A 25,965-nucleotide genomic window follows, 5' to 3' on the forward strand; every position below is an offset into this window, starting at 1 on the left:
GGAATCAGCATGGACCAAAAAATTCTGTGTGAAGTCAATAACTGCTCATATTGGGGCAAAGGAAACAAATGCACGGCCGACGCTATTTATGTTGTAAGCCATACAGGCGAAACCGCTGAAAAAAGTGAAGAAACGGATTGCAAAACCTTTAAACCGCATGATTTATAAAAAAAAGAGCTGTTTTTATACAGCTCTTTTTAATTTCCGCGCCGCACTGCTCACATTTATCAAGTAAAAAAACCGGCTTTAACAGCCGGTTCAAACGGGGAAGGGGTGATGATGAACAGTTTCAATATAACAGCGGCATACAGAATGCTCAACTTGCTGAAATATCGTTTTATCAGCTGTTTGTCGTAAAAACGTCCATTTGGGTGACGTATTTTCTCATTATTTCCTGATTAACTTCGACACCCAGCCCGGGACCGTCCGGAACAGAGATAAATCCCTCTTCGATACGGATGTCAGGAGTGATAATATCCTCCTCCCAGTATCGGTCTGATGAGGAAATGTCCCCCGGTATCGTAAATTGCGGCAGCGAAGCAAGCGCCACTGTCTGCGCTCTCGAAATGCCGGTCTCAAACATTCCGCCGCACCATACCGGCATGTGATGCTCTCTGCATAAATCATGTATTTTTAAAGCCTCTGTCAGACCACCTACACGCGCCGGTTTTATATTAATGATTTTACAGCTTCCAAGCTCAATCGCACGCCTCGCGTCATCAAATGAGCATATGCTTTCATCAAGACATATCGCCGTTCTCAAGTGTTTTTGCAGGTGGCGGTGATCGACAATATCATCTGCCTGAAGCGGCTGTTCTATCATCATTAATTGGAATTCATCCAATTCTTTCAGCCTGCTGATGTCTTTCAGTTCATACGCTGAGTTGGCATCCGCCATGAGCGGTACATTCGGAAAACGGCTGCGGATGGCTCTGACCAAATCAACGTCATTGCCGGGCTGAATTTTTATTTTTATACGTTGATAACCTTCTTTTACGTATTGCTCAATTTCCCGAAGCATCTCATCAGCCGAAGCAAGACCCACTACGACGCCGGCGGGCACTTTATCTTTTTTGCCTCCCAAGGCTTCTGCGAGAGAAATCCCCTTTTTCTTGGCATATAAATCCCACACGGCTGATTCAAGGCCCGCTTTTGCCATGCGGTTTCCTTTAAAACGCTCGAGACAGTCAGGCACGTCTGACGGGTGGGAAAATTCGCGGCCTACGACATTTGGAATAAAAAAATCTTTCAGCATATGCGCGCATGTCTGAATCGTTTCTTCTGTATACCACGGGGAAGAAAACGCCGATACCTCTCCCCAGCCGGTTCTCCCGGTTTCGTCGATCGCTTCCACGATCAAAAATTTACGGTCGTGCAGAGTTTCAATACTTGTTTTAAATGGTTTTTTTAGCCTCATACTCACATGATAAAGGGTGATTTTTTCAATCTTAATCATGACAATTCTCCTTTACGAAGCTCATTAAGCCGATGCCTCATCAGTTTATTGGACGCGTTCCGCGGAAGCTCGTCAACCGCGAAAAAAGCAGCCGGTATTTTATATTTTGCAAGACGTTCACGGCAAAAAGCGGTCAGCTCCTCTGAACTGACAGAAGAAGTCAAAACGAGAAAGGCATGCGGCACTTTCCCCCACTTCGGATCTTCGGCTCCTGAAACACCGGCTTCCGCTACAGCCGGATGGGCAAGCAGCGCCGCTTCAACTTCAGCCGGGTAGATGTTCTCTCCGCCTGAAATGATGAGATCCGACCGTCTGTCCAGCACATATAAAAACCCTTCATCATCCAAATAGCCAAGATCGCCCGTTTTGAACCAGCCATTATGAAAAGCGGCCTGATTCGCTTCGTCACGATGATAGTACCCTTTCATCACATTCGGCCCTTTCACCGTAATCTCACCATGTTCAAACGGCGCACAGCGATTTCCGTCTTTTTCAATTCTGATTTCACATGAAAACAGCGGTTTACCTGCCGAGCCGAGCTTTTCCATGCTGAATTCAGGAGAAAGCGTGACAATCTGTGAGCAGGTTTCGGTCAAGCCATAAGACTGGAAGACCGGAAATTGTTTCCTGCGGCATTCTTCAAGAAGCGGCAGCGGTGCCGGCCCCCCGCCTAGCAGAATGCAACGCAGTGATTCAGGACATTGTTCAGTCTCCGAAAGCAGACCCGACAGCATGGTCTGCACAGCCGATATGATCGTGACCCGGTGTGAGCTGATGCTGTCCAGCACATCAGTGACAGAAAATTTTTGGTGAAGCACGACAGGCATGCCGTAAATGACCGATTTAAACAGTGCAGACAGGCCGCTGATATGAAAAAGCGGCAGCGCAATAAGCCAGCGGTCCCGCTCCGTGACCCCCAGATTCAGCGCAGATGATACAGCGCTGGAATAATGGTTTCCGAAAGTCTGCTGCACCCCCTTCGGCCTTCCCGTTGTTCCTGACGTATACATAAGAGTCGCCGTATCATCGAGCGTTACATATTCTTCCGGCTCAATGTCTCCCGCCTCTTCAGCCTGCAGCTCGTCCACATCTGCGGTGGCGACTGCAGATTCATAATCTTCCCGGCGAAAACCGTCCTCCGTCAATAAAAGCTTCGCCTGTGAATCTTCGAGCTGAAACAGCCGTTCTTGTTTTGAGAGCTTCGTATTTAACAGCACCGCTTCCATTCCTAATAAGAAGCAGGCGTGAACGGCATAAACCATTTCAGGTCTGTTAGAAAGCAAAATCGCGACACGGTCTCCTTTTTTAAGCGTGTAGTATTCGGACAGCCGCGCGGCCATTTGTTTAGAAGCATGGTACAATTCTTTGAATGTCATCTGTTTGTTTTCAAATATGAGAGCGATTCTCTCAGGTGTCAGCTGAGCCCTTTGAATGAGCCAATTTGGCTGTTCTGTCAGCATGTTATCATCTCCGAGGTAAAAGTACTTTTTTTGAAAAGAAAACAGCTTGGACCAGAGCGGCTCAAGCTGTTTCGTAGTGTCATCTGATCACGGAAAACGAGGGAACTGACCGAAATCGGGACTGCGTTTCTCTTTAAAGGAATCGCGGCCTTCTTTCGCTTCGTCTGTCGTGTAATAAAGAAGCGTTGCATCTCCTGCAAATTGCTGAATTCCGGCAAGACCGTCTGTATCTGCGTTAAATGCCGCTTTAAGGAAACGAAGGGCTGTAGGGCTTTTCTCAAGCATTTCCTCACACCATTTAATTGTTTCCTCTTCAAGTTTCTCTAATGGGACAACCGTATTGACAAGCCCCATGTCGAGCGCTTCCTGCGCGTTGTATTGACGACACAGGTACCAGATTTCACGGGCTTTCTTATGTCCGACGATACGCGCCAGGTAGCCTGAGCCGTAACCGGCATCAAAGCTGCCCACTTTCGGCCCAGTCTGACCGAAAATCGCGTTATCAGCTGCAATCGTTAAATCACAGACGATATGAAGCACATGGCCTCCGCCGATGGCGTAGCCTGATACCATCGCTACAACCGGTTTTGGAATAACACGGATTAAACGCTGAAGATCAAGCACATTCAGACGCGGGATCTGATCGTCTCCGACATATCCGCCGTGACCGCGGACTTTTTGGTCCCCGCCTGAACAGAATGCCTTATCTCCCGCTCCCGCAAGAACGATGACACCAATCTCAGAGTCATCACGTGCGTAAGCAAATGCGTCAATCATTTCTGATACCGTCTTAGGAGTAAATGCGTTATGTACCTCCGGGCGGTTAATTGTTATTTTCGCAATACCGTTATACGTCTCGTACAGGATTTCATCGTACTGACGTTCACTTTTCCATTCTGCAGCCATTGATATGACCTCCTCTATTTTTGCATGAGTCCGGCCGAAAAGTCATTTTCTTTATGCTTTACAAGCCGTTTAAAAACTCACTTACTATCTTACCAAAAATTCGCGGCTGTTCCACATGAACCGTGTGCCCCGCCTGTTTGACAACCTCTATTTTACTTGATGGGAGCAGGTTATGCACCTTTTGATTAATGACGCAAAATTTTTCATCCCATTCACCGCATATGAGAAGAACCGGCGATTTGATGCGGTCTAATGCACTCCACCAGGAAGGCTGTGAGCCCGTCCCCATTCCGAGCAGACTGCCTGCAAGACCGGACGGATTATTTTTCAGCCGGCCGGCACGGATGGACGCCTTTACATTGTCCGGAAGAGAAAGCTGTGTGGCAAACAACGGAATGCTTTCCCAATAATCGACAAACGATGTTATGCCTTCCCGTAATATAAAGTCAGCAAGCTTCCGGTCTGACTGAATCCGCTTTTTGCGTTCCTCGAGCGTGCTGAGGCCAGGAGTTGAACTTTCCAGAACAAGCGCTGACACCCGATGCGGAAATGTCTGTGCAAAGGAGTAAGCAAGTCTTCCCCCCATAGAATACCCAATAAGTTTCACTTTGTGAAGTTTTAATTGATCAAAAACGGCGGCAAGGTCCGCCACCTGCCGGCTCGCACTATACCTTGCCGCTTGCACAGGCGCGTCTGTCTCTCCGTGGCCCAGGCAGTCAATCATCACCATTCGCTCGCCGGGAAACATTTCGCGTAAAAATTCCCATGATTCTTTACTGCCCGTAAACCCGTGCAGACAAACTATCGCTTCAGACGATTCGTGACCGCTGTCAGCCGCCCGATAGCACACACCGTCCGCCATTTTGACAGTTACAGCTTCCATTCTTTTTTCACTTCCTGGACTGCGGCCTGCAGCAGATCGCGATGGAATTGAACTCTTGATGTCCGATCTGTTTTCAGCTCGATAATATGAAGTCCGGGCTTGTCCGCCTGCGGCTGATACGCATCCTTAAATGCATCCCAAGTCTCAGGGCAAGTATACGTCCCGCCGTACAGTGCGGCGGCATGACGGAAATCAAGTCCCGTCGGCGTACCGAACAGTTCTTCAAAATGAGTTTTATCAGATGCCTGCGGCAAAAATGAGAAAATCCCGCCGCCATCATTGTTTATTAAAATAACCATAAGCGGAATTCCAAGTTTTTTAGCCGCTAACAGCCCGTTTAAATCATGGTAAAACGATAAATCTCCAATCACAAGCGTGACAGGCGCCTTTGTTCCCTCACACAGTCCCATAGCCGAGGAAACAACCCCGTCAATTCCGTTAGCGCCGCGGTTGGCATAGACACGGAAGGAACGGTCTTGTTTTTCAAAGAAAGTATCCACGTCACGAATCGGCATGCTGTTGCCGACAAAAATCGAACTGCCCTCAGGAACAAGGTGCTGAAGCTGACGATATACATTTCCTTCAAATGATAAATCATCCATGTCCGCGGCCTTTAAATGGCTGCGGAACCGCTCATTGACAAACTGCCATTTCTCCAGCCATCCGGACGGCCGTTTTTCAGTTTCAGCTGAACGGACCGCTTCCAACAATACAGACGGATGGCAATGAATCATATGCGCGCCGGTCTGAGTGGGATCTCTCCACCCGCCGTCTTCATCAACGATAAACTGCTCAATGGCAGAATCGTCTCTGAGCCATAAAAAGAGCGGTTTGGAAACCGGCATCGGACCGAATCGGATCACAACGTCCGGACGCAGCGCCTCTTTTATCTCCTCATCTTTTAAGAATGAGTCATAGGCATCAATAATCAGCGCCTTATCATGCTTTCCGTTTCGGAGATTTGAAAGCGGGTCAGCCAAAATCGGGAATTGAAGCATCTCGGCAAGCGCGATGATCTGCTGTTTTTCTGCTTCACCGTGAATTTCGCCGCAGACGATCATACCCTTTTCGGCACTCGCAAGACGCTCTGTAATATGACGCAGAGAGGCTTGGTCAGCTGACTGAATCCCTGTTGTAACAGAGACATGCCGCCCAGCTCTCATTCTTTCAAAAGGCCGTGCTGACAAATCCGGCATCAAAGGCTCTCTGAGCGGCACATTGACATGCACAGGCCCCATCGGGCGTTTGCCCGCTTCACTTACGGCTCGGCCGGCCAATGTTCTGATATAACTCAGCATCTGAGGATTTTCCTCAGGAAGAGCTGAGTCTGTGAAAAACTTAACAAAGTTACCGAACAGAAAATGCTGGTTAATCGCCTGAGGCGCCCCTACTTCCCTTAATTCATGCGGCCGGTCAGCAGTCAGGACAATAAGAGGCACTCTTGAATAATGAGCTTCAATCACGGCCGGATAGAAGTTAGCCGCTGCCGTTCCTGACGTACAAATCAGCATGACCGGACGCTGGCGGGCTTTTGCAAGACCGAGTGCGAAAAAACCCGCGGATCGTTCATCAATCTGTATATGGACATGAATATCCGGGTGGGCCGCTGCCAAAACCGCCAGCGGAGTTGACCTCGATCCGGGACAAACGACTGCGTCGGTTATACCCGAAAGAGCGAATTCATCAATAAAGCTTCCGATATAATGTGTAATCGGGTTTGTCAAAGCCTTTCACCTCCTAAAGCAGAGATCATCGGCTTTAGTTTAATTTGTGTTTCTTCATATTCTGATTGCGGATCTGAATCTTCAACAATACCGCATCCTGCGAATAGGCGCGCACTTTGATCTTCAATCAGCCCTGATCGGATGGCCACGACAAATTCTCCGTTTTCCCTGCCGTCCATCCAGCCGATCGGAGCCGCGTACCATCCGCGTGTCATCGGTTCAATATCAGCGATAACTTCAACAGCTTTTTGCTGGGGCGCTCCGCCCAATGCCGGTGTCGGATGCAGCTTTTCAATCAAATCAAACAGCGAAGCGGACGTTTTAAGATGACCGACGATCGGCGTATATAAATGCTGAACACTTTTTGTTTTATATAGTTGCGGACCCGCCGGCTTTTTCACATCACTGCAGCTCGACAAAAAAGCATCGTGTATCATCTGAACCACAAAATCATGCTCCGCGAGATTTTTTCCGTCATGCAGCAATTCGTTGCCAAGACAGTCATCTTCTTGTTGATTTTTTCCGCGCTTAATTGAACCTGCCAGGCAGGACGACATGACGTCTTTGCCGGATTTTTTGATCAGCCGCTCTGGTGAAGCGCCGACAAAGCATTTATTTCCCTGCTCAATCGCAAAAACATAGCTTGTCGTTTGATCCGTCAAAAGCTTTCTGACAACGCTCTCCACCGGAATAGGCCCATCAAATGACAATACGACTTCCCTTGCCAGCACGACTTTATCATATTGATTTGCCTTCATATCATTTGTTGCTGTATTAATGGCTTCAAGCCAGTTTTCCACATCAAGTTCTTCCGCTTTTGTTAAAGCAGGATACTCCTCATACGCCATTGAAGAAACTGCAAAAGCTTCAGAAAAAGATTTCAGACGTTTCAGCACATCTTCTGCCTGATTACCGTCTGCCGCCCATTGATTGACGGTTAAATAATCACCATCCGCCGTCTTTGTCAGCATGAGTGAGGGAATAAAGAACAGTCCTTCTTCGAACCCGTTCCATTCGTCTCCTCTTTCTTCAGCGGGATTAAATGAAAAACCGCCGAATAAGACAGGACCGACCGCGGTATGCGCCGCCTCTTCTTCATGAATATGAAAAGCCGTCTTTTTAAAGCGCTCCCATTGTTCAAAAACGTCGTGATAACGCTTTTTGTTTTTTTCATTCGATTGGAACAGCGCTTCTGTGCCAAGACCGACTATTGTTAATTCACTACCGGGTTCTGACCAAAAAAATCGTTTGCCTTTATATTTTTTTGCTCCGTCTTTGAAAAATGATAGAGGGTCTAAAGACGCAATACGTCTTGAATAGCTCAATAAGACAGCATGGTTGACTTGTTTGGCTTTATGTAATGCATGATCTGCTTCCTCTCGGAACGTATGCTGCACCGTTGTCACCATGAGACATTCCTCCATAATCCGTTAAATGCTTTTAATACAATACACCTGTGATGACATTGTGTCAAACACACAGATGTGAGCACGACAAAATGCCTGCATTTCTTATTATAAACCTTTTTGCACAAATGAATAAAGAAACAAACTTGAATTTTCTTTCCCCACTCTCGGCAAACACTGTATCCTTTTACTTTACTGTGGAAAAGTGACCATTTTTATCCACCTTTTTTCTGTATCAAAAACGTTCATACTAACTGTAAGCATCACATAGAAACGAGGGAACGATGTGCTTACAAACGAACAGATCACACACTTGAAAAAAGAGCTAGAAGAAGCCAAACATGATATTTTAAGCCGTTTTAAAGAAAATGATCAATTTCAATTAACAGATGAATTCCCGTATCAGTCATCCGGCGAATTGTCTTCCTATGACAATCACCCCGGCGATCAGGCAACCGAGTTATACGAGCGTGAAAAAGACCTGGCTCTCCTCGACCATGAACGGGAGCATCTTCGCGATATTGATTACTCCTTGAAACAAATTGAAAACGGTACGTACGGCATATGTGAAGTCAGCGGCAAGGAGATCCCTTATGACAGACTGGAAGCTCTGCCGACTGCTACAACCTTGGCGGAATATTCCTCGCAGGATGCCGTTTCTAAAGACAGGCCGATTGAGGAGGAAACACCGTTCGGACAGTTTGAATTTGATGATGATGAATCAATACGGCCGCCATACGACAGTGAAGACTCTTATCAGGACGTTGAGAAATACGGAAACTCAGAAACGCCTCAGGATTTAGAGAATCCGCCTCTCAGCTACAACGATATGACAATGAACTCTGAAGAAAACATCGGCTATGTTGAGGATTATGAAAACTTCATCGCAACAGATATTACCGGAAAAAACATTTCTGTATATCCAAGCAGAGAACACGAAAAATATGAACAGGAACTGGACGAAGAAGGAATTATGACGACGTTCGGCGATCTTCATGCTGACTAAAACCCCGGCTTGCCGGGGTTTTAAGTTTGCAGCATTATTGCAATGAAAACTCATACACTGAAAGGGGTATGCGACTCTTTAAAAAGTTTGACCTTTACAAAATCGGGAATGAACGTATTGACATTGAATATCGGAAGGAATAGATGAAAAAGAAGTATATCGGTGCGATTATTGTATTTATCATTACATATGCCTTGTTTTCTTTAGCTGGGTTTCTCTTTCCCATCGACAGGGAATGGTACGACGCCCTTCACAAACCTGACTGGACGCCGAGCGGATCAGTTATCGGCATCATATGGGCGGTTTTGTTTGCGTTTATCTCGCTGTCAGCAGCCTTGATATACGCAAAATTTTCATATAAAGAATCCAAAGCTTTCTGGGTGATGCTTCTCATCAATTATATCGTTAATCAAGGATTCAGCTTTTTTCAATTCACACAGAAAAATTTGCTTGCTGCATCTATCGATTGCCTGCTTGTGGCCGTTACAACACTTAGCTTATTGATAATTGCCCGCAAATACAGTAAAGATTCAGCCTGGCTGCTGGTTCCTTATTTATTATGGAGTGTTTTTGCCACATACCTGTCTTTCACCATTTACACTATGAACTCATAATAAAAAACCTTGCATACTATGCAAGGTTCTTTAATGACCCGTACGGGATTCGAACCCGTGTTACCGCCGTGAAAGGGCGGTGTCTTAACCGCTTGACCAACGGGCCTTATGGCGGAGAAGGAGGGATTTGAACCCTCGCGCCGCTTACACGACCTACACCCTTAGCAGGGGCGCCTCTTCAGCCACTTGAGTACTTCTCCATATGGCTCCACAGGCAGGATTCGAACCTGCGACCGATCGGTTAACAGCCGATAGCTCTACCACTGAGCTACTGTGGAAAAATCATCATGGTGGGCCTGAGTGGACTCGAACCACCGACCTCACGCTTATCAGGCGTGCGCTCTAACCAGCTGAGCTACAGGCCCATGACAATAAAAAAATGGAGCGGGTGATGGGAATCGAACCCACGACATCAGCTTGGAAGGCTGAGGTTTTACCACTAAACTACACCCGCATTGTTGTTTGGGGCGATTGATGGGAATCGAACCCACGAGTGCCAGAGCCACAATCTGGTGCGTTAACCACTTCGCCACAACCGCCAAAACAATATTAAATTAAGATGGTGGCTCGGGACGGAATCGAACCGCCGACACACGGATTTTCAGTCCGTTGCTCTACCAACTGAGCTACCGAGCCTTTTTTATAAATGGCGGTCCGGACGGGACTCGAACCCGCGACCTCCTGCGTGACAGGCAGGCATTCTAACCAACTGAACTACCGGACCATTTTTTGGTTGCGGGGGCAGGATTTGAACCTGCGACCTTCGGGTTATGAGCCCGACGAGCTACCGAACTGCTCCACCCCGCGATGATAATTAAATTAGATATGGCGGAGGAAGAGGGATTCGAACCCCCGCGGGCTTTGACACCCCTGTCGGTTTTCAAGACCGATCCCTTCAGCCAGACTTGGGTATTCCTCCGTATATGTGGTGGACCTTGTAGGACTCGAACCTACGACCGGACGGTTATGAGCCGTCTGCTCTAACCAACTGAGCTAAAGGTCCAATGGTAGCGGCGGAGGGGATCGAACCCCCGACCTCACGGGTATGAACCGTACGCTCTAGCCAGCTGAGCTACACCGCCAAAAAACAATTAAAATCAAGTGGAGCCTAGCGGGATCGAACCGCTGACCTCCTGCGTGCAAAGCAGGCGCTCTCCCAGCTGAGCTAAGGCCCCAAAGTGGTCGGGAAGACAGGATTCGAACCTGCGACCCCATGGTCCCAAACCATGTGCTCTACCAAGCTGAGCTACTTCCCGATTTTTCAAAAGTATGTATGGCGCGCCCGAGAGGAGTCGAACCCCTAACCTTTTGATCCGTAGTCAAACGCTCTATCCAATTGAGCTACGGGCGCAGCAATAAGTGCCGAGGGCCGGACTTGAACCGGCACGGTAGTCACCTACCGCAGGATTTTAAGTCCTGTGTGTCTGCCAATTCCACCACCCCGGCATGGATGGTATAGGTATAGTTGGAGCGGAAGACGGGATTCGAACCCGCGACCCCCACCTTGGCAAGGTGATGTTCTACCACTGAACTACTTCCGCGTTTGGCAATGCGGATGAAGGGACTTGAACCCCCACGTCTGTAAAGACACTAGAGCCTGATTCTAGCGCGTCTGCCAATTCCGCCACATCCGCAAGAAAAACATGGTGAGCCATGAAGGACTCGAACCTTCGACCCTCTGATTAAAAGTCAGATGCTCTACCAACTGAGCTAATGGCTCTTTTTACAAGAGACTTATATAGTATAACATATAAAAGTGGTGCCGGCAAGAGGACTTGAACCCCCAACCTACTGATTACAAGTCAGTTGCTCTACCAATTGAGCTACACCGGCCTGATATGTCAACTTATGTATGATAGGAATGGTGGAGGATGACGGGCTCGAACCGCCGACCCTCTGCTTGTAAGGCAGATGCTCTCCCAACTGAGCTAATCCTCCGTATATTACACTTACGTGTAATGGCTTGGCGGCGTCCTACTCTCACAGGGGGAAACCCCCGACTACCATCGGCGCTGAAGAGCTTAACTTCCGTGTTCGGCATGGGAACGGGTGTGACCTCTTCGCTATCGCCACCAAACCATTGAGAGTGTTCTCTCAAAACTAGATAACAGGAAGCATACATTCAAATTAGGTTAAGTCCTCGATCGATTAGTATCTGTCAGCTCCATGTGTCGCCACACTTCCACCTCAGACCTATCAACCTGATCATCTTTCAGGGATCTTACTTCCTTGCGGAATGGGAAATCTCATCTTGAGGGGGGCTTCATGCTTAGATGCTTTCAGCACTTATCCCGTCCGCACATAGCTACCCAGCGATGCCCTTGGCAGAACAACTGGTACACCAGCGGTGCGTCCATCCCGGTCCTCTCGTACTAAGGACAGCTCCTCTCAAATTTCCTGCGCCCGCGACGGATAGGGACCGAACTGTCTCACGACGTTCTGAACCCAGCTCGCGTACCGCTTTAATGGGCGAACAGCCCAACCCTTGGGACCGACTACAGCCCCAGGATGCGATGAGCCGACATCGAGGTGCCAAACCTCCCCGTCGATGTGGACTCTTGGGGGAGATAAGCCTGTTATCCCCGGGGTAGCTTTTATCCGTTGAGCGATGGCCCTTCCATGCGGAACCACCGGATCACTAAGCCCGACTTTCGTCCCTGCTCGACTTGTAGGTCTCGCAGTCAAGCTCCCTTGTGCCTTTACACTCTGCGAATGATTTCCAACCATTCTGAGGGAACCTTTGGGCGCCTCCGTTACCTTTTAGGAGGCGACCGCCCCAGTCAAACTGCCCACCTGACACTGTCTCCCCGCCCGATAAGGGCGGCGGGTTAGAAGGTCAATACAGCCAGGGTAGTATCCCACCGATGCCTCCACCGAAGCTGGCGCTCCGGTTTCCAAGGCTCCTACCTATCCTGTACAAGCTGTACCAACATTCAATATCAGGCTGCAGTAAAGCTCCACGGGGTCTTTCCGTCCTGTCGCGGGTAACCTGCATCTTCACAGGTACTATAATTTCACCGAGTCTCTCGTTGAGACAGTGCCCAGATCGTTGCGCCTTTCGTGCGGGTCGGAACTTACCCGACAAGGAATTTCGCTACCTTAGGACCGTTATAGTTACGGCCGCCGTTTACTGGGGCTTCAATTCGCACCTTCGCTTACGCTAAGCGCTCCTCTTAACCTTCCAGCACCGGGCAGGCGTCAGCCCCTATACTTCGCCTTACGGCTTCGCAGAGACCTGTGTTTTTGCTAAACAGTCGCCTGGGCCTATTCACTGCGGCTCTCTCGGGCTTGCACCCTAACAGAGCACCCCTTCTCCCGAAGTTACGGGGTCATTTTGCCGAGTTCCTTAACGAGAGTTCTCTCGATCACCTTAGGATTCTCTCCTCGCCTACCTGTGTCGGTTTGCGGTACGGGCACCTCTCACCTCGCTAGAGGCTTTTCTTGGCAGTGTGGAATCAGGAACTTCGCTACTATAATTCGCTCGCCATCACAGCTCAGCCTTCACGGGAAACGGATTTGCCTATTTCCCAGCCTAACTGCTTGGACGCGGATATCCAATACCGCGCTTACCCTATCCTCCTGCGTCCCCCCATTGCTCAAATGGTGAGGAGGTGGTACAGGAATATCAACCTGTTATCCATCGCCTACGCCTTTCGGCCTCGGCTTAGGTCCCGACTAACCCTGAGCGGACGAGCCTTCCTCAGGAAACCTTAGGCATTCGGTGGAGGGGATTCTCACCCCTCTTTCGCTACTCATACCGGCATTCTCACTTCTAAGCGCTCCACAAGTCCTTCCGGTCTTGCTTCACAGCCCTTAGAACGCTCTCCTACCACTGTTCGAAGAACAGTCCGCAGCTTCGGTGATACGTTTAGCCCCGGTACATTTTCGGCGCAGAGTCACTCGACCAGTGAGCTATTACGCACTCTTTAAATGGTGGCTGCTTCTAAGCCAACATCCTGGTTGTCTAAGCAACTCCACATCCTTTTCCACTTAACGTATACTTTGGGACCTTAGCTGGCGGTCTGGGCTGTTTCCCTTTCGACTACGGATCTTATCACTCGCAGTCTGACTCCCAAGGATAAGTCATCGGCATTCGGAGTTTGACTGAATTCGGTAACCCGGTAGGGGCCCCTAGTCCAATCAGTGCTCTACCTCCGAGACTCTTACCTTGAGGCTAGCCCTAAAGCTATTTCGGAGAGAACCAGCTATCTCCAGGTTCGATTGGCATTTCACCCCTACCCACACCTCATCCCCGCACTTTTCAACGTGCGTGGGTTCGGGCCTCCATTCAGTGTTACCTGAACTTCACCCTGGACATGGGTAGATCACCTGGTTTCGGGTCTACGACCACGTACTCAATTCGCCCTATTCAGACTCGCTTTCGCTGCGGCTCCGCATCTTCTGCTTAACCTTGCACGGGATCGTAACTCGCCGGTTCATTCTACAAAAGGCACGCCATCACCCGTTAACGGGCTCTGACTACTTGTAGGCACACGGTTTCAGGATCTCTTTCACTCCCCTTCCGGGGTGCTTTTCACCTTTCCCTCACGGTACTGGTTCACTATCGGTCACTAGGGAGTATTTAGCCTTGGGAGATGGTCCTCCCGGATTCCGACGGAATTTCACGTGTTCCGCCGTACTCAGGATCCACTCAGGAGAGAACGAAGTTTTGACTACAGGGCTGTTACCTCCTATGGCGGGCCTTTCCAGACCTCTTCATCTACCTCGTTCCTTTGTAACTCCGTACAGAGTGTCCTACAACCCCAAGAGGCAAGCCTCTTGGTTTGGGCTGGTCCCGTTTCGCTCGCCGCTACTCAGGGAATCGCATTTGCTTTCTCTTCCTCCGGGTACTTAGATGTTTCAGTTCCCCGGGTCTGCCTTCTCATATCCTATGTATTCAGATATGGATACCACTCCATTACGAGTGGTGGGTTTCCCCATTCGGAAATCTCCGGATCAAAGCTTGCTTACAGCTCCCCGAAGCATATCGGTGTTCGTCCCGTCCTTCATCGGCTCCTAGTGCCAAGGCATCCACCGTGCGCCCTTTCTAACTTAACCGTTAAAAAGAATCACTACGTGATATCTTGCATTACAATTGAATGTGAATTACTTCTGTTATCTAGTTTTCAAAGAACAACGTTGGTGGAGCCTAGCGGGATCGAACCGCTGACCTCCTGCGTGCAAAGCAGGCGCTCTCCCAGCTGAGCTAAGGCCCCGTATTGGGTAAAGATGGTGGGCCTGAGTGGACTCGAACCACCGACCTCACGCTTATCAGGCGTGCGCTCTAACCAGCTGAGCTACAGGCCCATCTACCATATGAAAGAATCAAAGTCCTTCAAAACTAAACAAGACAGGGAACGTTCTGTTTATAAGACCCAAGGTCTTATATTCCGTTAAAATCCTTAGAAAGGAGGTGATCCAGCCGCACCTTCCGATACGGCTACCTTGTTACGACTTCACCCCAATCATCTGTCCCACCTTCGGCGGCTGGCTCCAAAAAGGTTACCTCACCGACTTCGGGTGTTACAAACTCTCGTGGTGTGACGGGCGGTGTGTACAAGGCCCGGGAACGTATTCACCGCGGCATGCTGATCCGCGATTACTAGCGATTCCAGCTTCACGCAGTCGAGTTGCAGACTGCGATCCGAACTGAGAACAGATTTGTGGGATTGGCTTAACCTCGCGGTTTCGCTGCCCTTTGTTCTGCCCATTGTAGCACGTGTGTAGCCCAGGTCATAAGGGGCATGATGATTTGACGTCATCCCCACCTTCCTCCGGTTTGTCACCGGCAGTCACCTTAGAGTGCCCAACTGAATGCTGGCAACTAAGATCAAGGGTTGCGCTCGTTGCGGGACTTAACCCAACATCTCACGACACGAGCTGACGACAACCATGCACCACCTGTCACTCTGCCCCCGAAGGGGACGTCCTATCTCTAGGATTGTCAGAGGATGTCAAGACCTGGTAAGGTTCTTCGCGTTGCTTCGAATTAAACCACATGCTCCACCGCTTGTGCGGGCCCCCGTCAATTCCTTTGAGTTTCAGTCTTGCGACCGTACTCCCCAGGCGGAGTGCTTAATGCGTTAGCTGCAGCACTAAGGGGCGGAAACCCCCTAACACTTAGCACTCATCGTTTACGGCGTGGACTACCAGGGTATCTAATCCTGTTCGCTCCCCACGCTTTCGCTCCTCAGCGTCAGTTACAGACCAGAGAGTCGCCTTCGCCACTGGTGTTCCTCCACATCTCTACGCATTTCACCGCTACACGTGGAATTCCACTCTCCTCTTCTGCACTCAAGTTCCCCAGTTTCCAATGACCCTCCCCGGTTGAGCCGGGGGCTTTCACATCAGACTTAAGAAACCGCCTGCGAGCCCTTTACGCCCAATAATTCCGGACAACGCTTGCCACCTACGTATTACCGCGGCTGCTGGCACGTAGTTAGCCGTGGCTTTCTGGTTAGGTACCGTCAAGGTGCCGCCCTATTTGAACGGCACTTGTTCTTCCCTAACAACAGAGCTTTACGATCCGAAAACCTTCATCACTCACGCGGCGTTGCTCCGTCAGACTTTCGTCCATTGCGGAAGATTCCCTACTGCTGCCTCCCGTAGGAGTCTGGGCCGTGTCTCAGTCCCAGTGTGGCCGATCACCCTCTCAGGTCGGCTACGCATCGTCGCCTTGGTGAGCCGTTACCTCACCAACTAGCTAATGCGCCGCGGGTCCATCTGTAAGTGGTAGCCGAAGCCACCTTTTATGTTTGAACCATGCGGTTCAAACAAGCATCCGGTATTAGCCCCGGTTTCCCGGAGTTATCCCAGTCTTACAGGCAGGTTACCCACGTGTTACTCACCCGTCCGCCGCTAACATCAGGGAGCAAGCTCCCATCTGTCCGCTCGACTTGCATGTATTAGGCACGCCGCCAGCGTTCGTCCTGAGCCAGGATCAAACTCTCCGATAGATAGTTTGACTGACTACGCACATCGCTGTGCGATTTATTTAAAACTTTGAATTAACAGGTACGTTTTGTCTTGTTTAGTTTCCAAAGATCATTACCGCTTGTTGAAGCAGCTTTATTATCTTACCACTCAGCTTCTTTTATGTCAACAACTTTTTTCAAGTTGTTTTCGAAGCTTTTTGTTTTTGTCTGCTGTTCATCAGCGACGTTTAATAATATAACACCCTTTTGAAAATATGACAATAGTTTTTTTAAAAAAAGTCACCATTTATTTTCTTTCATACTTATTTCTGTTTCTCTTCTATAGAAAGATAAGCCGCCTTGTGGTTTGGCATATTTTCTAGTATAGTAAGATTGAACTAAATACTTGATGACCACAAGGGGAGCATTAAAGCTGAGAGTGAACGTTTTGTTCTGACCCTTTGAACCTGTTAGTTAACGCTGGCGTAGGGATGTGGCAAAGCCAAATGAATTGCAGTTTTGTAAGCAGCGCGCGGACCTTTTCCCATCCTTCCCCGCGCTGCTTTTTTGTTTATCCTTGAACGGTTGTCTGACCAGGGGGAAAACTATGAATCATTCAGCACAGCTTGTGCGCTTAATTGAAATAGCGATTATGACTGGAGCCGCCGTCATTCTGGACATTGTGTCAGGTATGTTTCTTCGGATGCCTCAAGGCGGTTCAGTCTCTATTATGATGATTCCGATTTTTTTGATTTCATTCCGCTGGGGAGTGAAAGCCGGACTTACGACAGGCCTTTTAACAGGGATTGTCCAAATCGCCATTGGCAATTTATTTTTACAGCACCCGGTGCAGCTATTTCTCGATTATATCGCGGCGTTTGCGGTTCTCGGTTTCAGCAGCTTGTTTGCTTCCGGTGTCCGCGAATCGGCATTAGCTAAAAAAAGAGGCGCCTTAACTGCGTATGTTATAGGCGGCGTTTTTATCGGCAGTGTGCTGCGATATGCGGCACATACGGTTTCCGGAGCGGTCTTTTTCGGAAGCTATGCTCCGAAAGGCACGCCGGTCTGGATTTATTCGCTCGTCTACAACGCGACTTATATGATTCCTTCTTTTATCCTTTCGGCCATTGTCCTTATTTTATTATTCATGACGGCTCCGCGGCTTCTTGAATCCAAGCGGGCGAACTGAAACAGCAGGCGGGTGTACGCCTGCTGTTTTTTTATTCAGGACTGTGTTCTTCTTTTGAATCTCTGAGTTCTTTAGTAAGTTCATTTATGCTTTGTTTAATGTTTCCTTTGCCTGAAAAATTCTCAATAAGCTCTTTTACATCGATTCCGGAAGATGCTTTCAGGCTTTCCTGAAGACCGGCCATCAAATTGGTTGCGTAACCTGTGACTTTATTTGCTCCGCCGTTTTCACCGCTTCCTCCTGTATCAACGACGGTAATTTTATCAATGTTGGAAAGAGGAGCTGAGACTTGCTTCGCATATTCAGGCAGCATCTTCACAATCATATCAAGGATTGCGGCTTTTCCGTATTTTTCGAAAGCTTCGGCGATTTTTTCTTTAGCTTCCGCTTCCGCGAGACCTTTCAGGCGGATAACTTCCGCTTCGGTTTCCCCTCTCGCCTTTTCAGCCTCCGCTTTAGCAAGACCGTCAATTCTCACGCGTTCGGCTTCCGCTTTAGCCATCGCTTCGATACTGTATTGCTCGGCATCCGCTTCTGCGAGCTGCTTCGCTTTTGCGGCTGCGGCCGCTTGTTCTACCGAATAACGGTCAGCATCGGCCTTTTTCTTCACTTCAGAGTCATATTGGCGCTCACGGCGCAGAATTTCTTTTTCTTCCAACTCAATTTGCTTTTGCCGCTCAATAATTTTAATTTGCATTTCCTGCTCTGTCACCTGCTGGCGGGCTTTTGCAGTTTCGAGGTCATATGCCTGGTCGGCATTGGCTTTTGCTGTGTCTTGCTCTCTTCTGTATTCCGCCATTTTCAGCTGATTGATTTTCTCCGCTTCAGCTATTTCCGTCGCCCGCTCCAGCTCTGATTTTTTTGCGTCTTTATCAGCCGCCGCGCGTTTGATTCTCGTCTCTTTATCCGCTTCTGCCGTGGCAATGTCCGCATCCCGCTTGACTTGGGCAATTCTCGGCTTACCTAATGATTCAAGATAGCCGTTTTTATCGCGGACATCTTTAATCGTAAAGGAAACGATGATCAGCCCCATTTTAGCAAGATCCTGAGACGCGACCCGCTGGACTTCCTGAGAAAACTTTTCCCTGTTTTTATAAATCTCTTCAACAGTCATAGAGCCGAGGATTGAACGCAGATGGCCTTCAAGCACCTCCCGCGCCTCCTGTTCACGGTCTTCTTTAGATTTTCCTAAAAATTGTTCAGCGGCTGTTGCGATTTCACCGATGGAGCCGCCGATTTTTATAATGGCGGTGCCGTCTGCCATTACCGGCACACCTTGTTCTGTATAAACCTCGGGTGTAGAGACATCTAGTTTGCTTGACAGTAAGCTGAGAGGTTCTGCCTGCTGGAATACCGGCAGCACGAACGTTCCTCCGCCCCGGACGATTTTCAGGCGATTTCCGCCTTCATCAATGTGGACATTCTTACTTCCCAAATAACTCCCGGTCACGATGAGGGCTTCGTCCGGCCCCGCCGTCCGGTACTTCGTGATAAATACAGCAATAAGTGCGATAAGTAAAAAGAATACGATTCCGATGACGATGATAATCGGCATAGTCATATTAGTTCCTCCTTAGAAATCAGATTGGTTCATGCGGCGTCACAAAAAGCACTCCGTCTTTCACGTCAATGACTAATACGGCCGTTCCGTACTTGATCTGTTCTTGATCAAAGCTGACCGCAGATTTAGAAATGGCGCCCCCGATTCCTTCTATTATCACTTCTCCATAGCCGCCTTTCGGAACGGAAGTAATGACCCTGCCGACTCTGCCCTTTAAATCCGTCTCCCGATAAACGAGCGATTCTTCCGCTGATGAAAGCGGCACAAGGACGAAGAAGTGAAGCAGGCTGACCAAAAGAACTGAAAGAGCAAATGAAAGTAATGCAATGACAGGACTTGAAAGCGGAGCGGCGATTTCGCCGATGTAACCTGAGGCTGAAAAGATTGTCAAAAACGACAATATCAATGTTGGATTTAAAAATGTAACTGGAATGGCTTCCGAGAGGCCGTGAAAAACATCTTGAAAAAACAGAATCAAAAGCGTGAGGCTCCCCGCAATAATCAGTGTGTAAAGATAGATCGTTTCAAGCGGCAGATGAAATATGTCCATATACTATCCTCCTTTCGGCCCGGATGTCGGAGTGTTACTTTATATACGGGCGGAAAGGAGAATGGTTTCAATTTTCTAACAATAGAGGCTGATTACATGATTATCCAAGGCCGATATGATATGTTTACTCCAGAGGAGGAGATAGGATGAGTATTTTTAATGAAGCCAGACAGCAGACCTGGGAAGAACTGAAAGGACTCTCTGATGAGGAATTCAACCAAAAGCCCGCAGCTGATGAGTGGAGCATCCGGGAAGTCCTTGACCATTTAAAGAAAATTGACGAAACAGCACAGACTCTTTTATCGAAGCATGCAAAAGACGCACCGTTAAAAGAAATTGAAGAAAAACCGATGGAGTTTATCGAGGACAGAACAAATAAACGGCCGGCTCCGTCACACCTCGAACCTGAGCAAAACCGAATATCAGTCATTGAAGCAAAACAAGAATTAGATACGGCAAGACAGCAGCTGACCGCCGTTATTTCATCATTAAACGAGGAAGACTTTAAACGTGTGCTTCCGCATCCCGTTTTTCAAGAACTGACGATCCGCCAGTGGATTGATTTTATCGGTCATCATGAAATGCGTCACATCAATCAAATAGAAGAAATCAAACAAAAAATCGAGAAGGTCTGAGTCAGACCTTCTCGATTTTTTTCTTGACGCGTTTCGGTTCATAAGAATGAATGTCGACCGGATCACCCGTGCATATGTCCCCCGGCCGTTCAACAATACAGACAATCCCTCTTCTGCCTATCGCGTGCCTTACAAACGCCGCAGCGAGTTTTGGCTGATCCGGATAAAAGGATTGAATGACTTCTCCGGGCTGAATGCACGGGTCATTTTCTCCCTCGCACAACAGAGACGCACCGCTTGGAAATATGATTCTGTTTCCTTCTTTAAGCGACGTTAGTGCAGAAAAACCGCTGATTGCGATATTCGCGCCAAGCCATTCGGGAAAGATATGAGAAATCCCCATGGCCTCCGCAATGTCATCACATTCCTCCATGGACACGATTGAAATTTGTCTCCGGTTAAAAATTTCCGTTCCTCTTTGATACATGGGCTCACGCGCGCCGGCTTTTTTCGTCAGTCCGAAATGCAGGTCACCGGGAAACCCGCCGTATTCCGCCCGAAGCTTGTCCATCTTTTTGGTAACAAATTGTTCCGTATCCGCTATATATACGCCTTCCGTCTTTGCTGTTATGCGCTTCCACACAGCCATCACCGCCTTTTTCTTGACATTATCCTTAAAAAACCCCGCTCTGTAAAGGAGCGGGATTCATTTATTATACTGTTTTCGGTGTTAAGTCAAAGCAGCGTTTGTAAATCCAGTTGTATGCTTTCTCATTCAAATCTCTTGGGTTTCCGAATGTTTGCGGATCTTTCATCGCTTCTTTTGATAAACGCTCAATCATGTCCGGAGATACGCCTTGTTCTTCTAAGCTCGGAACCTCTAAATCTTTTACGAGGTCATACATCCAATTAACAGACGCTTTGGCCGCTTCTTCGGTTGTCATTTTGCTTGTATCGATTCCGAATGCTTGGGCGATGCGGGCGAATTTATCCGGATATCCTTTCCAGTTGTATTCCATTACCGGTCCCATCATAGCAGCGACACATTGTCCGTGAGCGACAGGGATGATGCCGCCGAGCGTCTGGCTCATTGCATGCGCCGCGCCTGCTGATTCACTGCCGTATGAAAGTCCGGCAAGCATCGCCGCCTGCGCCATGCCGTATCTCGCCTCCAAATCTTCTCCGTCCGCAAACGCGCGCTTAATATAATGCGCCGCATATTCAATGGCCATTAAAGCCACGGCATCAGTGATCGGCTGCGCGAATTTCATCGTATAGCACTCGATGGCATGCGCGAGGGCATCAATACCTGTCATGGCCGTCACATGCGGAGGCATAGATGTGTGAAGCTCAGGGTCAATGACCGTTAAATGCGCGGCGATTAGCGGTCCGCCCGTATTGAATTTAAATTCTCTTTCCTCGTCTGTAATGACCGCCCATTGCGTAACCTCTGAACCTGTTCCGGCAGTCGTCGGAATCGTTGTCAGCGGAGGAATACGGTTTTCCAGCGGTTTTTTGCCTTCCGCGGCTTCATAATCAAGCACGCTTCCTTCGTGTGTCGCTTCTACTCCGATCGCTTTCGCCGTATCCATCGAGCTTCCGCCGCCGACAGCCACAAGACCGTTGCAGTTTTCTTTTTTATACAGTTCAGATCCTTCGTTCACAAGTCGTACAGGCGGATTCGGCTCCACTTTGTTAAACAGGACGACTTCAATGCCCGCTTCCTGCAAGGATTCAATGACCGGGTTTGCCACCCCCGCGTTATAAATTCCGGGGTCTGTTACGAGCAGCGCTTTTGTGACGCCAAGCGCTCTGACTTCTTTTCCCGCGTGCTGAATCGCGCCGATTCCGTGTTTAATAACTGTCGGGATTTCAAATGTATGGAATTTATGCATGCTTTCTACTTTCATATTTAATGTCATATTGTATCTCCTCCTTATTATGCTTTAAACCAGTTAACCGCTGCAGGTTTTGTGTTGCGGTAAATATGTTTGACTTCCGTGTATTCTTCCAGGCCGATTTTGCCGAGTTCGCGGCCGAAGCCCGATTGTTTGTACCCGCCCCACGGCGCTTGCGCGAAATACGGGTGGAAATCATTGATCCATACCGTTCCCATCCGCAGTTTTTGAGCTACTCGTTCGCATTTTTCAATATCCTTTGACCATACCGCCCCGGCCAGCCCGTAAATGGTATCGTTGGCCAGTCTGATCACCTCTTCTTCAGAAGAAAATGACTCGACTGTTAAAACGGGACCGAAGATCTCCTCTTGGACAATCCGCATATCAGACTTGCAGTTTGAAAAAATAGTAGGTTCATAGAAGAAACCGTTCTGAAGGGCGGGATCATCAGGACGTTTGCCGCCTGTTTCCAGCTTTGCCCCTTCTTCGATTCCGATTTCTACGTATTTTTCAACTTTGGCCCGATGCTCGGCGGAAATCAGCGGACCGCTTTCCGTATCTTCATGAAAACCGTTTCCTAATTTGATGCGTTTCGTACGCTTGATCAGCTCGGCTAAAAATTCATCATGAATCGCTTCATCCACTAAAAGCCGGGAGCCTGCCGAACAAACTTGGCCGGCATGGAAAAACACGGCGTTCAGCGCTTGATCTGCAGCTGTTTCAAGATCAGCGTCTTGGAACACGATATTCGGATTCTTGCCGCCAAGCTCCAGAGCAATCTTTTTCACGTTGCCGCTTGCCGCCTGCATAATTTTTTTGCCTGTTTCAATTCCGCCCGTAAAGGACACCAAATCGACGTCTAGGTTTCTCGCCAGCTCGTCACCGACAGAGGCGCCCGGTCCAAGCACAAGATTGGCGGCTCCCTTTGGAATACCGGCTTCTTCTATTAATTGAAAGACTTTAATGGTTGTCAGCGGAGTAATCTCGCTCGGCTTTAAAACGATCGTATTACCGGCCGCAAGAGCAGGAGCGATTTTCCAGCTCGCCTGAAGGAGCGGATAGTTCCACGGCGTAATTTGTCCGCACACGCCGATGGGCTCTCTGACGATTTTACTTACGGAATCAGGAATCGGAGATGAGATGACCTCGCCCCCGTCTTTATCCGCCAAACCGGCATAATACTGAAATACATTTGCGATATCATCCATATCAGCTTTGCTTTCTTCGATTGTTTTTCCTGTATCAAGCGATTCCAGCTCAGCTAATTCGTTCAGATCACGTCTGATTAATTCCGCAATTTTCAGAACAAACTGGCCGCGTTCCAGCCCGGAAAGCACCGGCCACTCCCCTTCATCAAATGCTTTTCTGGCTGCGGCGATGGCTTTCACCGCATCGTCCCGGTCTCCTTCACATACCGTTGCAATTTCTTCTTGATTAAATGGATTGATGATACGGCGGGTCTGCTTTTTTTCTGCACTGATCCATTCACCGCCGATATAAAGCGTTTTGCTCATGAGAGTCCTCCTTACCGAAAAGTAAGTTTGTTAAATAAAAATTTAATGTTTTTAACAATGTTAATTTAACACATGTTTTTTGACCTGTCAAAACCGGGCTTGTCCGTTTAGGTTTTGACATTTTGTCATGATTCGTTAAGATTAAAAACATAAAGAAATGACTTAACAAATTTAATCTTCAAGAGGAAAAGAGGGACAGTATGGATGAAAATCCAGAATTCGCAGCTATAGAACAAGCAAGGGATCTTGTCATTGATTCCATTGCCGAGACGATGGATCTTTACGGAATCACCCGGAGTGTCGGGATTTTATACGGAACGATGTATATGAGAGATGAAATGACGCTTGACGAAATGCGTGAGGAACTGCAGATGAGCAAACCGAGTATGAGCACCGGCGTCAAAAAACTGCAGGATTTAAATGTGGTCAAAAAAACCTTTCACCGCGGCACACGGAAGCATACGTTTGTAGCGGAAAAGGATTTCTTTACGTTTTTCACGAATTTCTTCCCGCCAAAATGGGATCGGGAAGTTCAGGTAAATCTGTCCGCCATCGTACAGGCCCAGGCGGATTTGCAGGCTGTTTTGCTGGCAGAGGAAGGCAGCACGGAATTACAGGAAGAAGCACGCCGGTTATACGATCAGCTTGAAAGCTCAAAGGCCTATTATCATTGGCTGAAGCGGCTTGCCGAATCGGTGCAGAGCGGAGAGATTTTTAAATTTATTCCGATAGAGACGGAAGAAAAAACGCCTGAATCGTAACCAGGCGTTTTTTCTTCGTCATTTTTCGACGTGATTTGATTATTTTCGGGAAAACATAGGAAGATAACCCCATTTACTTCCATTAAAATTGATGGTAAATTTTTATAGGTATGATCGTTCTTTTTTAAGAACAATCAACAAATTTTTTTTAGGGGGATTTATGAAAATGAAACACAAGTTTTTCTCAACTGTCATGGCAAGTTTATTCGGCTTGGTTTTACTTCTTTCTCTGCCGACAGCGTCATTCGCCGCTGAGTCAAGTTCAACCGTTCACGAGCCGGAAATGTCCACAAAGGCGACTGCTACATTATTTGCAAAATATACAGGTGCCAGCCAGCAGGAATGGTCATTTTCTGATATCGAATTGACGTACCGCCCGAACACGATTCTGAGCTTAGGCGTTATGGAATTTACCCTTCCAAGCGGATTTACGGCTACAACAAAAGATACAGTAAACGGACACGCTTTGCGTGAAAGACAGATTCTGAATAACGGCAAAACAGTCAGACTTCCGTTAAACATTGATTTAATCGGCGCGGCGGAATTTAAGCTTTCTCTTAATAATAAAACGCTGCCTGCTGCAGGTACATATAAGTTCCGCGCAGAAAATAAATCATTAAGCATAGGCTCTAAATTCTATGCTGAGGACACAATTGTTGTTCAAAAACGCAGCACACCGCCGACACAGCCTTGCAACTGCAAATAATTGCGGAAACGGACCGGCACAAGCCCATCGCTTGTCAGCCGGTCTTTTTTTTGTGCTGTTTTCTTTCTTCCGGCTCTCACATTGACAAACCTTTGAAACAGGAGTACATTCTTGTTTGTTGTATTTGGAGTGACGAAAACAGTTTCTTAAGGAGTTATGAGGATTGGGAAGAATCAAAAATAAACAATTTGCCGTCATCGGGCTCGGCCGTTTCGGCGGAAGCATCTGCAAAGAGCTTTTTAAAATGGGGCATGAGGTGCTGGCCATCGATATCAGCGAAGAGCGGGTCAACGCATACTCCTCTTATGCCACGCATGCCGTGCGGGCGAATGCGACAGAAGAAAGCGAGCTTCATTCGCTCGGAATCAGAAATTTTGAATATGTCATCGTGGCAATCGGCGCCAACATTCAGGCAAGCACGCTGACGACGCTGTTATTGAAGGAACTGAACATCCCTAATATTTGGGTGAAAGCGCAAAATTATTATCATCACAAAGTACTTGAAAAAATCGGCGCTGATCGTATTATCCATCCGGAAAAGGATATGGGTGTGAAGATTGCGCTAAGCCTTTCGGATGAAAACGTCTTAAATTATATTGATTTGTCAGATGAATACAGCATCGTGGAGCTTTCAGCCACGAAAAAGCTGCATTTAAAATCCATTCTGGAGCTCGGCGTCCGGGCCAGGTTCGGCTGCACCATTCTTGCCGTGAAACATAATGGAGACATTCAGCTGACCCCTTCTCCGGAGACTGTCATCCGCGAATGTGACTGCCTTGTGCTGATGGGACATAAACGTGATATTAAAAGATTTGAAACTGAAGGAATGTAAAAAAGCCGGC

19 protein-coding genes, 23 tRNA genes, 3 rRNA genes and 1 riboswitch are annotated in these 25,965 nt (G+C 48.2%); of the genes, 8 read left to right on the forward strand and 37 right to left on the reverse strand.

Features of this window, described 5'->3' with window-relative positions:
- Window positions 1–9: 9 nt before the first annotated feature.
- The gene (locus BAMF_RS40920; RefSeq protein ID WP_014470852.1) at window positions 10–168 is read left to right on the forward strand and encodes a DUF1540 domain-containing protein; all 159 of its coding nucleotides are present in this window, start codon (window positions 10–12) and stop codon (window positions 166–168) included.
- Between the two features lie 172 nt (window positions 169–340).
- On the opposite strand, the gene menC is transcribed toward BAMF_RS40920, so the two are convergent.
- The 6 genes from menC to BAMF_RS34925 all read right to left on the reverse strand — a co-directional run bounded on the left by menC (window position 341) and on the right by BAMF_RS34925 (window position 7,838).
- Window positions 341–1,456 carry an o-succinylbenzoate synthase gene (menC, locus tag BAMF_RS34900; protein WP_013353285.1) on the reverse strand — a complete coding sequence of 372 codons (1,116 nt, stop codon included), beginning with the start codon at window positions 1,454–1,456 and terminating at the stop codon, window positions 341–343.
- Complete coding sequence (locus tag BAMF_RS34905) at window positions 1,453–2,916, reverse strand: o-succinylbenzoate--CoA ligase (protein WP_013353286.1); 1,464 nt, start codon at window positions 2,914–2,916, stop codon at window positions 1,453–1,455. Before BAMF_RS34905 ends, menC begins: the two co-directional genes overlap by 4 nt.
- A gap of 87 nt (window positions 2,917–3,003) precedes the next feature.
- Entirely contained in the window at window positions 3,004–3,822 is an 819-nt protein-coding gene (menB, locus tag BAMF_RS34910; RefSeq protein WP_013353287.1) for a 1,4-dihydroxy-2-naphthoyl-CoA synthase, read from the reverse strand.
- Window positions 3,823–3,880: 58 nt separating this feature from the next.
- A complete protein-coding gene (menH, locus tag BAMF_RS34915; RefSeq protein WP_013353288.1) occupies window positions 3,881–4,705 on the reverse strand; it encodes a 2-succinyl-6-hydroxy-2,4-cyclohexadiene-1-carboxylate synthase in 825 nt (274 codons plus the stop codon).
- Window positions 4,693–6,429: a 2-succinyl-5-enolpyruvyl-6-hydroxy-3-cyclohexene-1-carboxylic-acid synthase gene (gene menD / locus BAMF_RS34920; RefSeq protein WP_013353289.1), complete on the reverse strand. Its 1,737-nt coding sequence runs from the start codon at window positions 6,427–6,429 to the stop codon at window positions 4,693–4,695. Before menD ends, menH begins: the two co-directional genes overlap by 13 nt.
- Entirely contained in the window at window positions 6,426–7,838 is a 1,413-nt protein-coding gene (locus BAMF_RS34925; protein WP_013353290.1) for an isochorismate synthase, read from the reverse strand. The genes menD and BAMF_RS34925 overlap by 4 nt, the downstream gene beginning before the upstream one ends.
- 283 nt (window positions 7,839–8,121) lie before the next feature.
- On the opposite strand from BAMF_RS34925, the gene BAMF_RS34930 reads away from it, so the two are divergent.
- Entirely contained in the window at window positions 8,122–8,841 is a 720-nt protein-coding gene (locus BAMF_RS34930; protein ID WP_013353291.1) for a TraR/DksA C4-type zinc finger protein, read from the forward strand.
- A 143-nt stretch (window positions 8,842–8,984) separates the two neighbouring features.
- The gene (locus BAMF_RS34935) at window positions 8,985–9,455 is read left to right on the forward strand and encodes a TspO/MBR family protein (protein WP_013353292.1); all 471 of its coding nucleotides are present in this window, start codon (window positions 8,985–8,987) and stop codon (window positions 9,453–9,455) included.
- Between the two features lie 34 nt (window positions 9,456–9,489).
- On the opposite strand, the gene BAMF_RS34940 is transcribed toward BAMF_RS34935, so the two are convergent.
- From BAMF_RS34940 to BAMF_RS35065, 26 genes are all read right to left on the reverse strand, one after another.
- A tRNA-Glu gene (locus tag BAMF_RS34940) sits at window positions 9,490–9,561 on the reverse strand.
- Between the two features lie 3 nt (window positions 9,562–9,564).
- Window positions 9,565–9,655 (reverse strand) — tRNA-Ser (locus BAMF_RS34945).
- 3 nt (window positions 9,656–9,658) lie between these two features.
- Window positions 9,659–9,733, reverse strand: a tRNA-Asn gene (locus tag BAMF_RS34950).
- A gap of 10 nt (window positions 9,734–9,743) precedes the next feature.
- Window positions 9,744–9,820: transfer RNA gene (locus BAMF_RS34955), tRNA-Ile, on the reverse strand.
- Window positions 9,821–9,835: 15 nt separating this feature from the next.
- A tRNA-Gly gene (locus BAMF_RS34960) sits at window positions 9,836–9,909 on the reverse strand.
- A gap of 9 nt (window positions 9,910–9,918) precedes the next feature.
- A tRNA-His gene (locus BAMF_RS34965) sits at window positions 9,919–9,994 on the reverse strand.
- Window positions 9,995–10,015: 21 nt separating this feature from the next.
- A tRNA-Phe gene (locus tag BAMF_RS34970) sits at window positions 10,016–10,091 on the reverse strand.
- An 11-nt stretch (window positions 10,092–10,102) separates the two neighbouring features.
- Window positions 10,103–10,179 (reverse strand) — tRNA-Asp (locus BAMF_RS34975).
- Window positions 10,180–10,185: 6 nt separating this feature from the next.
- A tRNA-Met gene (locus BAMF_RS34980) sits at window positions 10,186–10,262 on the reverse strand.
- A 19-nt stretch (window positions 10,263–10,281) separates the two neighbouring features.
- A tRNA-Ser gene (locus tag BAMF_RS34985) sits at window positions 10,282–10,374 on the reverse strand.
- A gap of 7 nt (window positions 10,375–10,381) precedes the next feature.
- A tRNA-Ile gene (locus tag BAMF_RS34990) sits at window positions 10,382–10,458 on the reverse strand.
- A gap of 2 nt (window positions 10,459–10,460) precedes the next feature.
- A tRNA-Met gene (locus BAMF_RS34995) sits at window positions 10,461–10,537 on the reverse strand.
- 20 nt (window positions 10,538–10,557) lie between these two features.
- Window positions 10,558–10,630: transfer RNA gene (locus BAMF_RS35000), tRNA-Ala, on the reverse strand.
- Between the two features lie 4 nt (window positions 10,631–10,634).
- Window positions 10,635–10,711: transfer RNA gene (locus BAMF_RS35005), tRNA-Pro, on the reverse strand.
- Between the two features lie 18 nt (window positions 10,712–10,729).
- Window positions 10,730–10,806 (reverse strand) — tRNA-Arg (locus tag BAMF_RS35010).
- Window positions 10,807–10,815: 9 nt separating this feature from the next.
- A tRNA-Leu gene (locus tag BAMF_RS35015) sits at window positions 10,816–10,901 on the reverse strand.
- 20 nt (window positions 10,902–10,921) lie between these two features.
- Window positions 10,922–10,996 (reverse strand) — tRNA-Gly (locus BAMF_RS35020).
- Window positions 10,997–11,005: 9 nt separating this feature from the next.
- Window positions 11,006–11,089 (reverse strand) — tRNA-Leu (locus tag BAMF_RS35025).
- Between the two features lie 10 nt (window positions 11,090–11,099).
- A tRNA-Lys gene (locus BAMF_RS35030) sits at window positions 11,100–11,175 on the reverse strand.
- 37 nt (window positions 11,176–11,212) lie between these two features.
- Window positions 11,213–11,288, reverse strand: a tRNA-Thr gene (locus BAMF_RS35035).
- A gap of 29 nt (window positions 11,289–11,317) precedes the next feature.
- Window positions 11,318–11,393 (reverse strand) — tRNA-Val (locus tag BAMF_RS35040).
- A 23-nt stretch (window positions 11,394–11,416) separates the two neighbouring features.
- Window positions 11,417–11,532 (reverse strand): 5S ribosomal RNA (gene rrf, locus BAMF_RS35045).
- Between the two features lie 51 nt (window positions 11,533–11,583).
- A 23S ribosomal RNA gene (locus tag BAMF_RS35050) occupies window positions 11,584–14,513 on the reverse strand.
- An 82-nt stretch (window positions 14,514–14,595) separates the two neighbouring features.
- Window positions 14,596–14,671, reverse strand: a tRNA-Ala gene (locus BAMF_RS35055).
- A 14-nt stretch (window positions 14,672–14,685) separates the two neighbouring features.
- A tRNA-Ile gene (locus BAMF_RS35060) sits at window positions 14,686–14,762 on the reverse strand.
- Between the two features lie 99 nt (window positions 14,763–14,861).
- A 16S ribosomal RNA gene (locus BAMF_RS35065) occupies window positions 14,862–16,411 on the reverse strand.
- Together the 16S, 23S and 5S rRNA genes with 23 tRNA genes alongside form the textbook arrangement of a ribosomal RNA operon.
- A 366-nt stretch (window positions 16,412–16,777) precedes the next feature.
- A riboswitch (TPP riboswitch) is annotated at window positions 16,778–16,878 on the forward strand.
- Window positions 16,879–16,976: 98 nt separating this feature from the next.
- On the opposite strand from BAMF_RS35065, the gene thiT reads away from it, so the two are divergent.
- On the forward strand, window positions 16,977–17,558 hold the full coding sequence (gene thiT / locus BAMF_RS35070; RefSeq protein ID WP_013353293.1) for an energy-coupled thiamine transporter ThiT: 582 nt from the start codon (window positions 16,977–16,979) through the stop codon (window positions 17,556–17,558).
- Between the two features lie 31 nt (window positions 17,559–17,589).
- Here the strand turns inward: thiT and BAMF_RS35075 are convergent, their stop codons facing one another.
- Window positions 17,590–19,119 (reverse strand): flotillin family protein, encoded by a 1,530-nt coding sequence (locus tag BAMF_RS35075; protein WP_013353294.1) that lies wholly within the window; start codon window positions 19,117–19,119, stop codon window positions 17,590–17,592.
- A gap of 19 nt (window positions 19,120–19,138) precedes the next feature.
- Window positions 19,139–19,669, reverse strand: a complete 531-nt coding sequence (locus BAMF_RS35080; RefSeq protein WP_013353295.1) for an NfeD family protein — start codon at window positions 19,667–19,669, stop codon at window positions 19,139–19,141.
- Between the two features lie 146 nt (window positions 19,670–19,815).
- On the opposite strand from BAMF_RS35080, the gene BAMF_RS35085 reads away from it, so the two are divergent.
- Complete coding sequence (locus tag BAMF_RS35085; protein ID WP_013353296.1) at window positions 19,816–20,304, forward strand: DinB family protein; 489 nt, start codon at window positions 19,816–19,818, stop codon at window positions 20,302–20,304.
- 1 nt (window position 20,305) lies between these two features.
- On the opposite strand, the gene BAMF_RS35090 is transcribed toward BAMF_RS35085, so the two are convergent.
- From BAMF_RS35090 to betB, 3 genes are all read right to left on the reverse strand, one after another.
- Window positions 20,306–20,887: an MOSC domain-containing protein gene (locus tag BAMF_RS35090; protein ID WP_013353297.1), complete on the reverse strand. Its 582-nt coding sequence runs from the start codon at window positions 20,885–20,887 to the stop codon at window positions 20,306–20,308.
- Window positions 20,888–20,957: 70 nt separating this feature from the next.
- Window positions 20,958–22,166 (reverse strand): choline dehydrogenase, encoded by a 1,209-nt coding sequence (gbsB, locus tag BAMF_RS35095; protein ID WP_013353298.1) that lies wholly within the window; start codon window positions 22,164–22,166, stop codon window positions 20,958–20,960.
- Window positions 22,167–22,183: 17 nt separating this feature from the next.
- A complete protein-coding gene (betB, locus tag BAMF_RS35100; protein ID WP_013353299.1) occupies window positions 22,184–23,656 on the reverse strand; it encodes a betaine-aldehyde dehydrogenase in 1,473 nt (490 codons plus the stop codon).
- A 200-nt stretch (window positions 23,657–23,856) separates the two neighbouring features.
- Here betB and cudC point away from each other — a divergent pair, with 200 nt between their 5' ends.
- The 3 genes from cudC to BAMF_RS35115 all read left to right on the forward strand — a co-directional run bounded on the left by cudC (window position 23,857) and on the right by BAMF_RS35115 (window position 25,955).
- Window positions 23,857–24,417, forward strand: coding sequence for a choline uptake/conversion transcriptional regulator CudC (gene cudC / locus BAMF_RS35105; RefSeq protein WP_013353300.1), 561 nt, complete (start codon window positions 23,857–23,859; stop codon window positions 24,415–24,417).
- A gap of 166 nt (window positions 24,418–24,583) precedes the next feature.
- Window positions 24,584–25,123 carry a biofilm surface layer hydrophobin BslA gene (gene bslA, locus BAMF_RS35110; protein ID WP_014470857.1) on the forward strand — a complete coding sequence of 180 codons (540 nt, stop codon included), beginning with the start codon at window positions 24,584–24,586 and terminating at the stop codon, window positions 25,121–25,123.
- 163 nt (window positions 25,124–25,286) lie between these two features.
- Window positions 25,287–25,955 (forward strand): potassium channel family protein, encoded by a 669-nt coding sequence (locus BAMF_RS35115; RefSeq protein ID WP_013353302.1) that lies wholly within the window; start codon window positions 25,287–25,289, stop codon window positions 25,953–25,955.
- The last annotated feature ends 10 nt before the right edge of the window (window positions 25,956–25,965 follow it).

Origin of the sequence: Bacillus amyloliquefaciens DSM 7 = ATCC 23350, from assembly GCF_000196735.1 — a bacterium.
Lineage (GTDB): Bacteria > Bacillota > Bacilli > Bacillales > Bacillaceae > Bacillus > Bacillus amyloliquefaciens.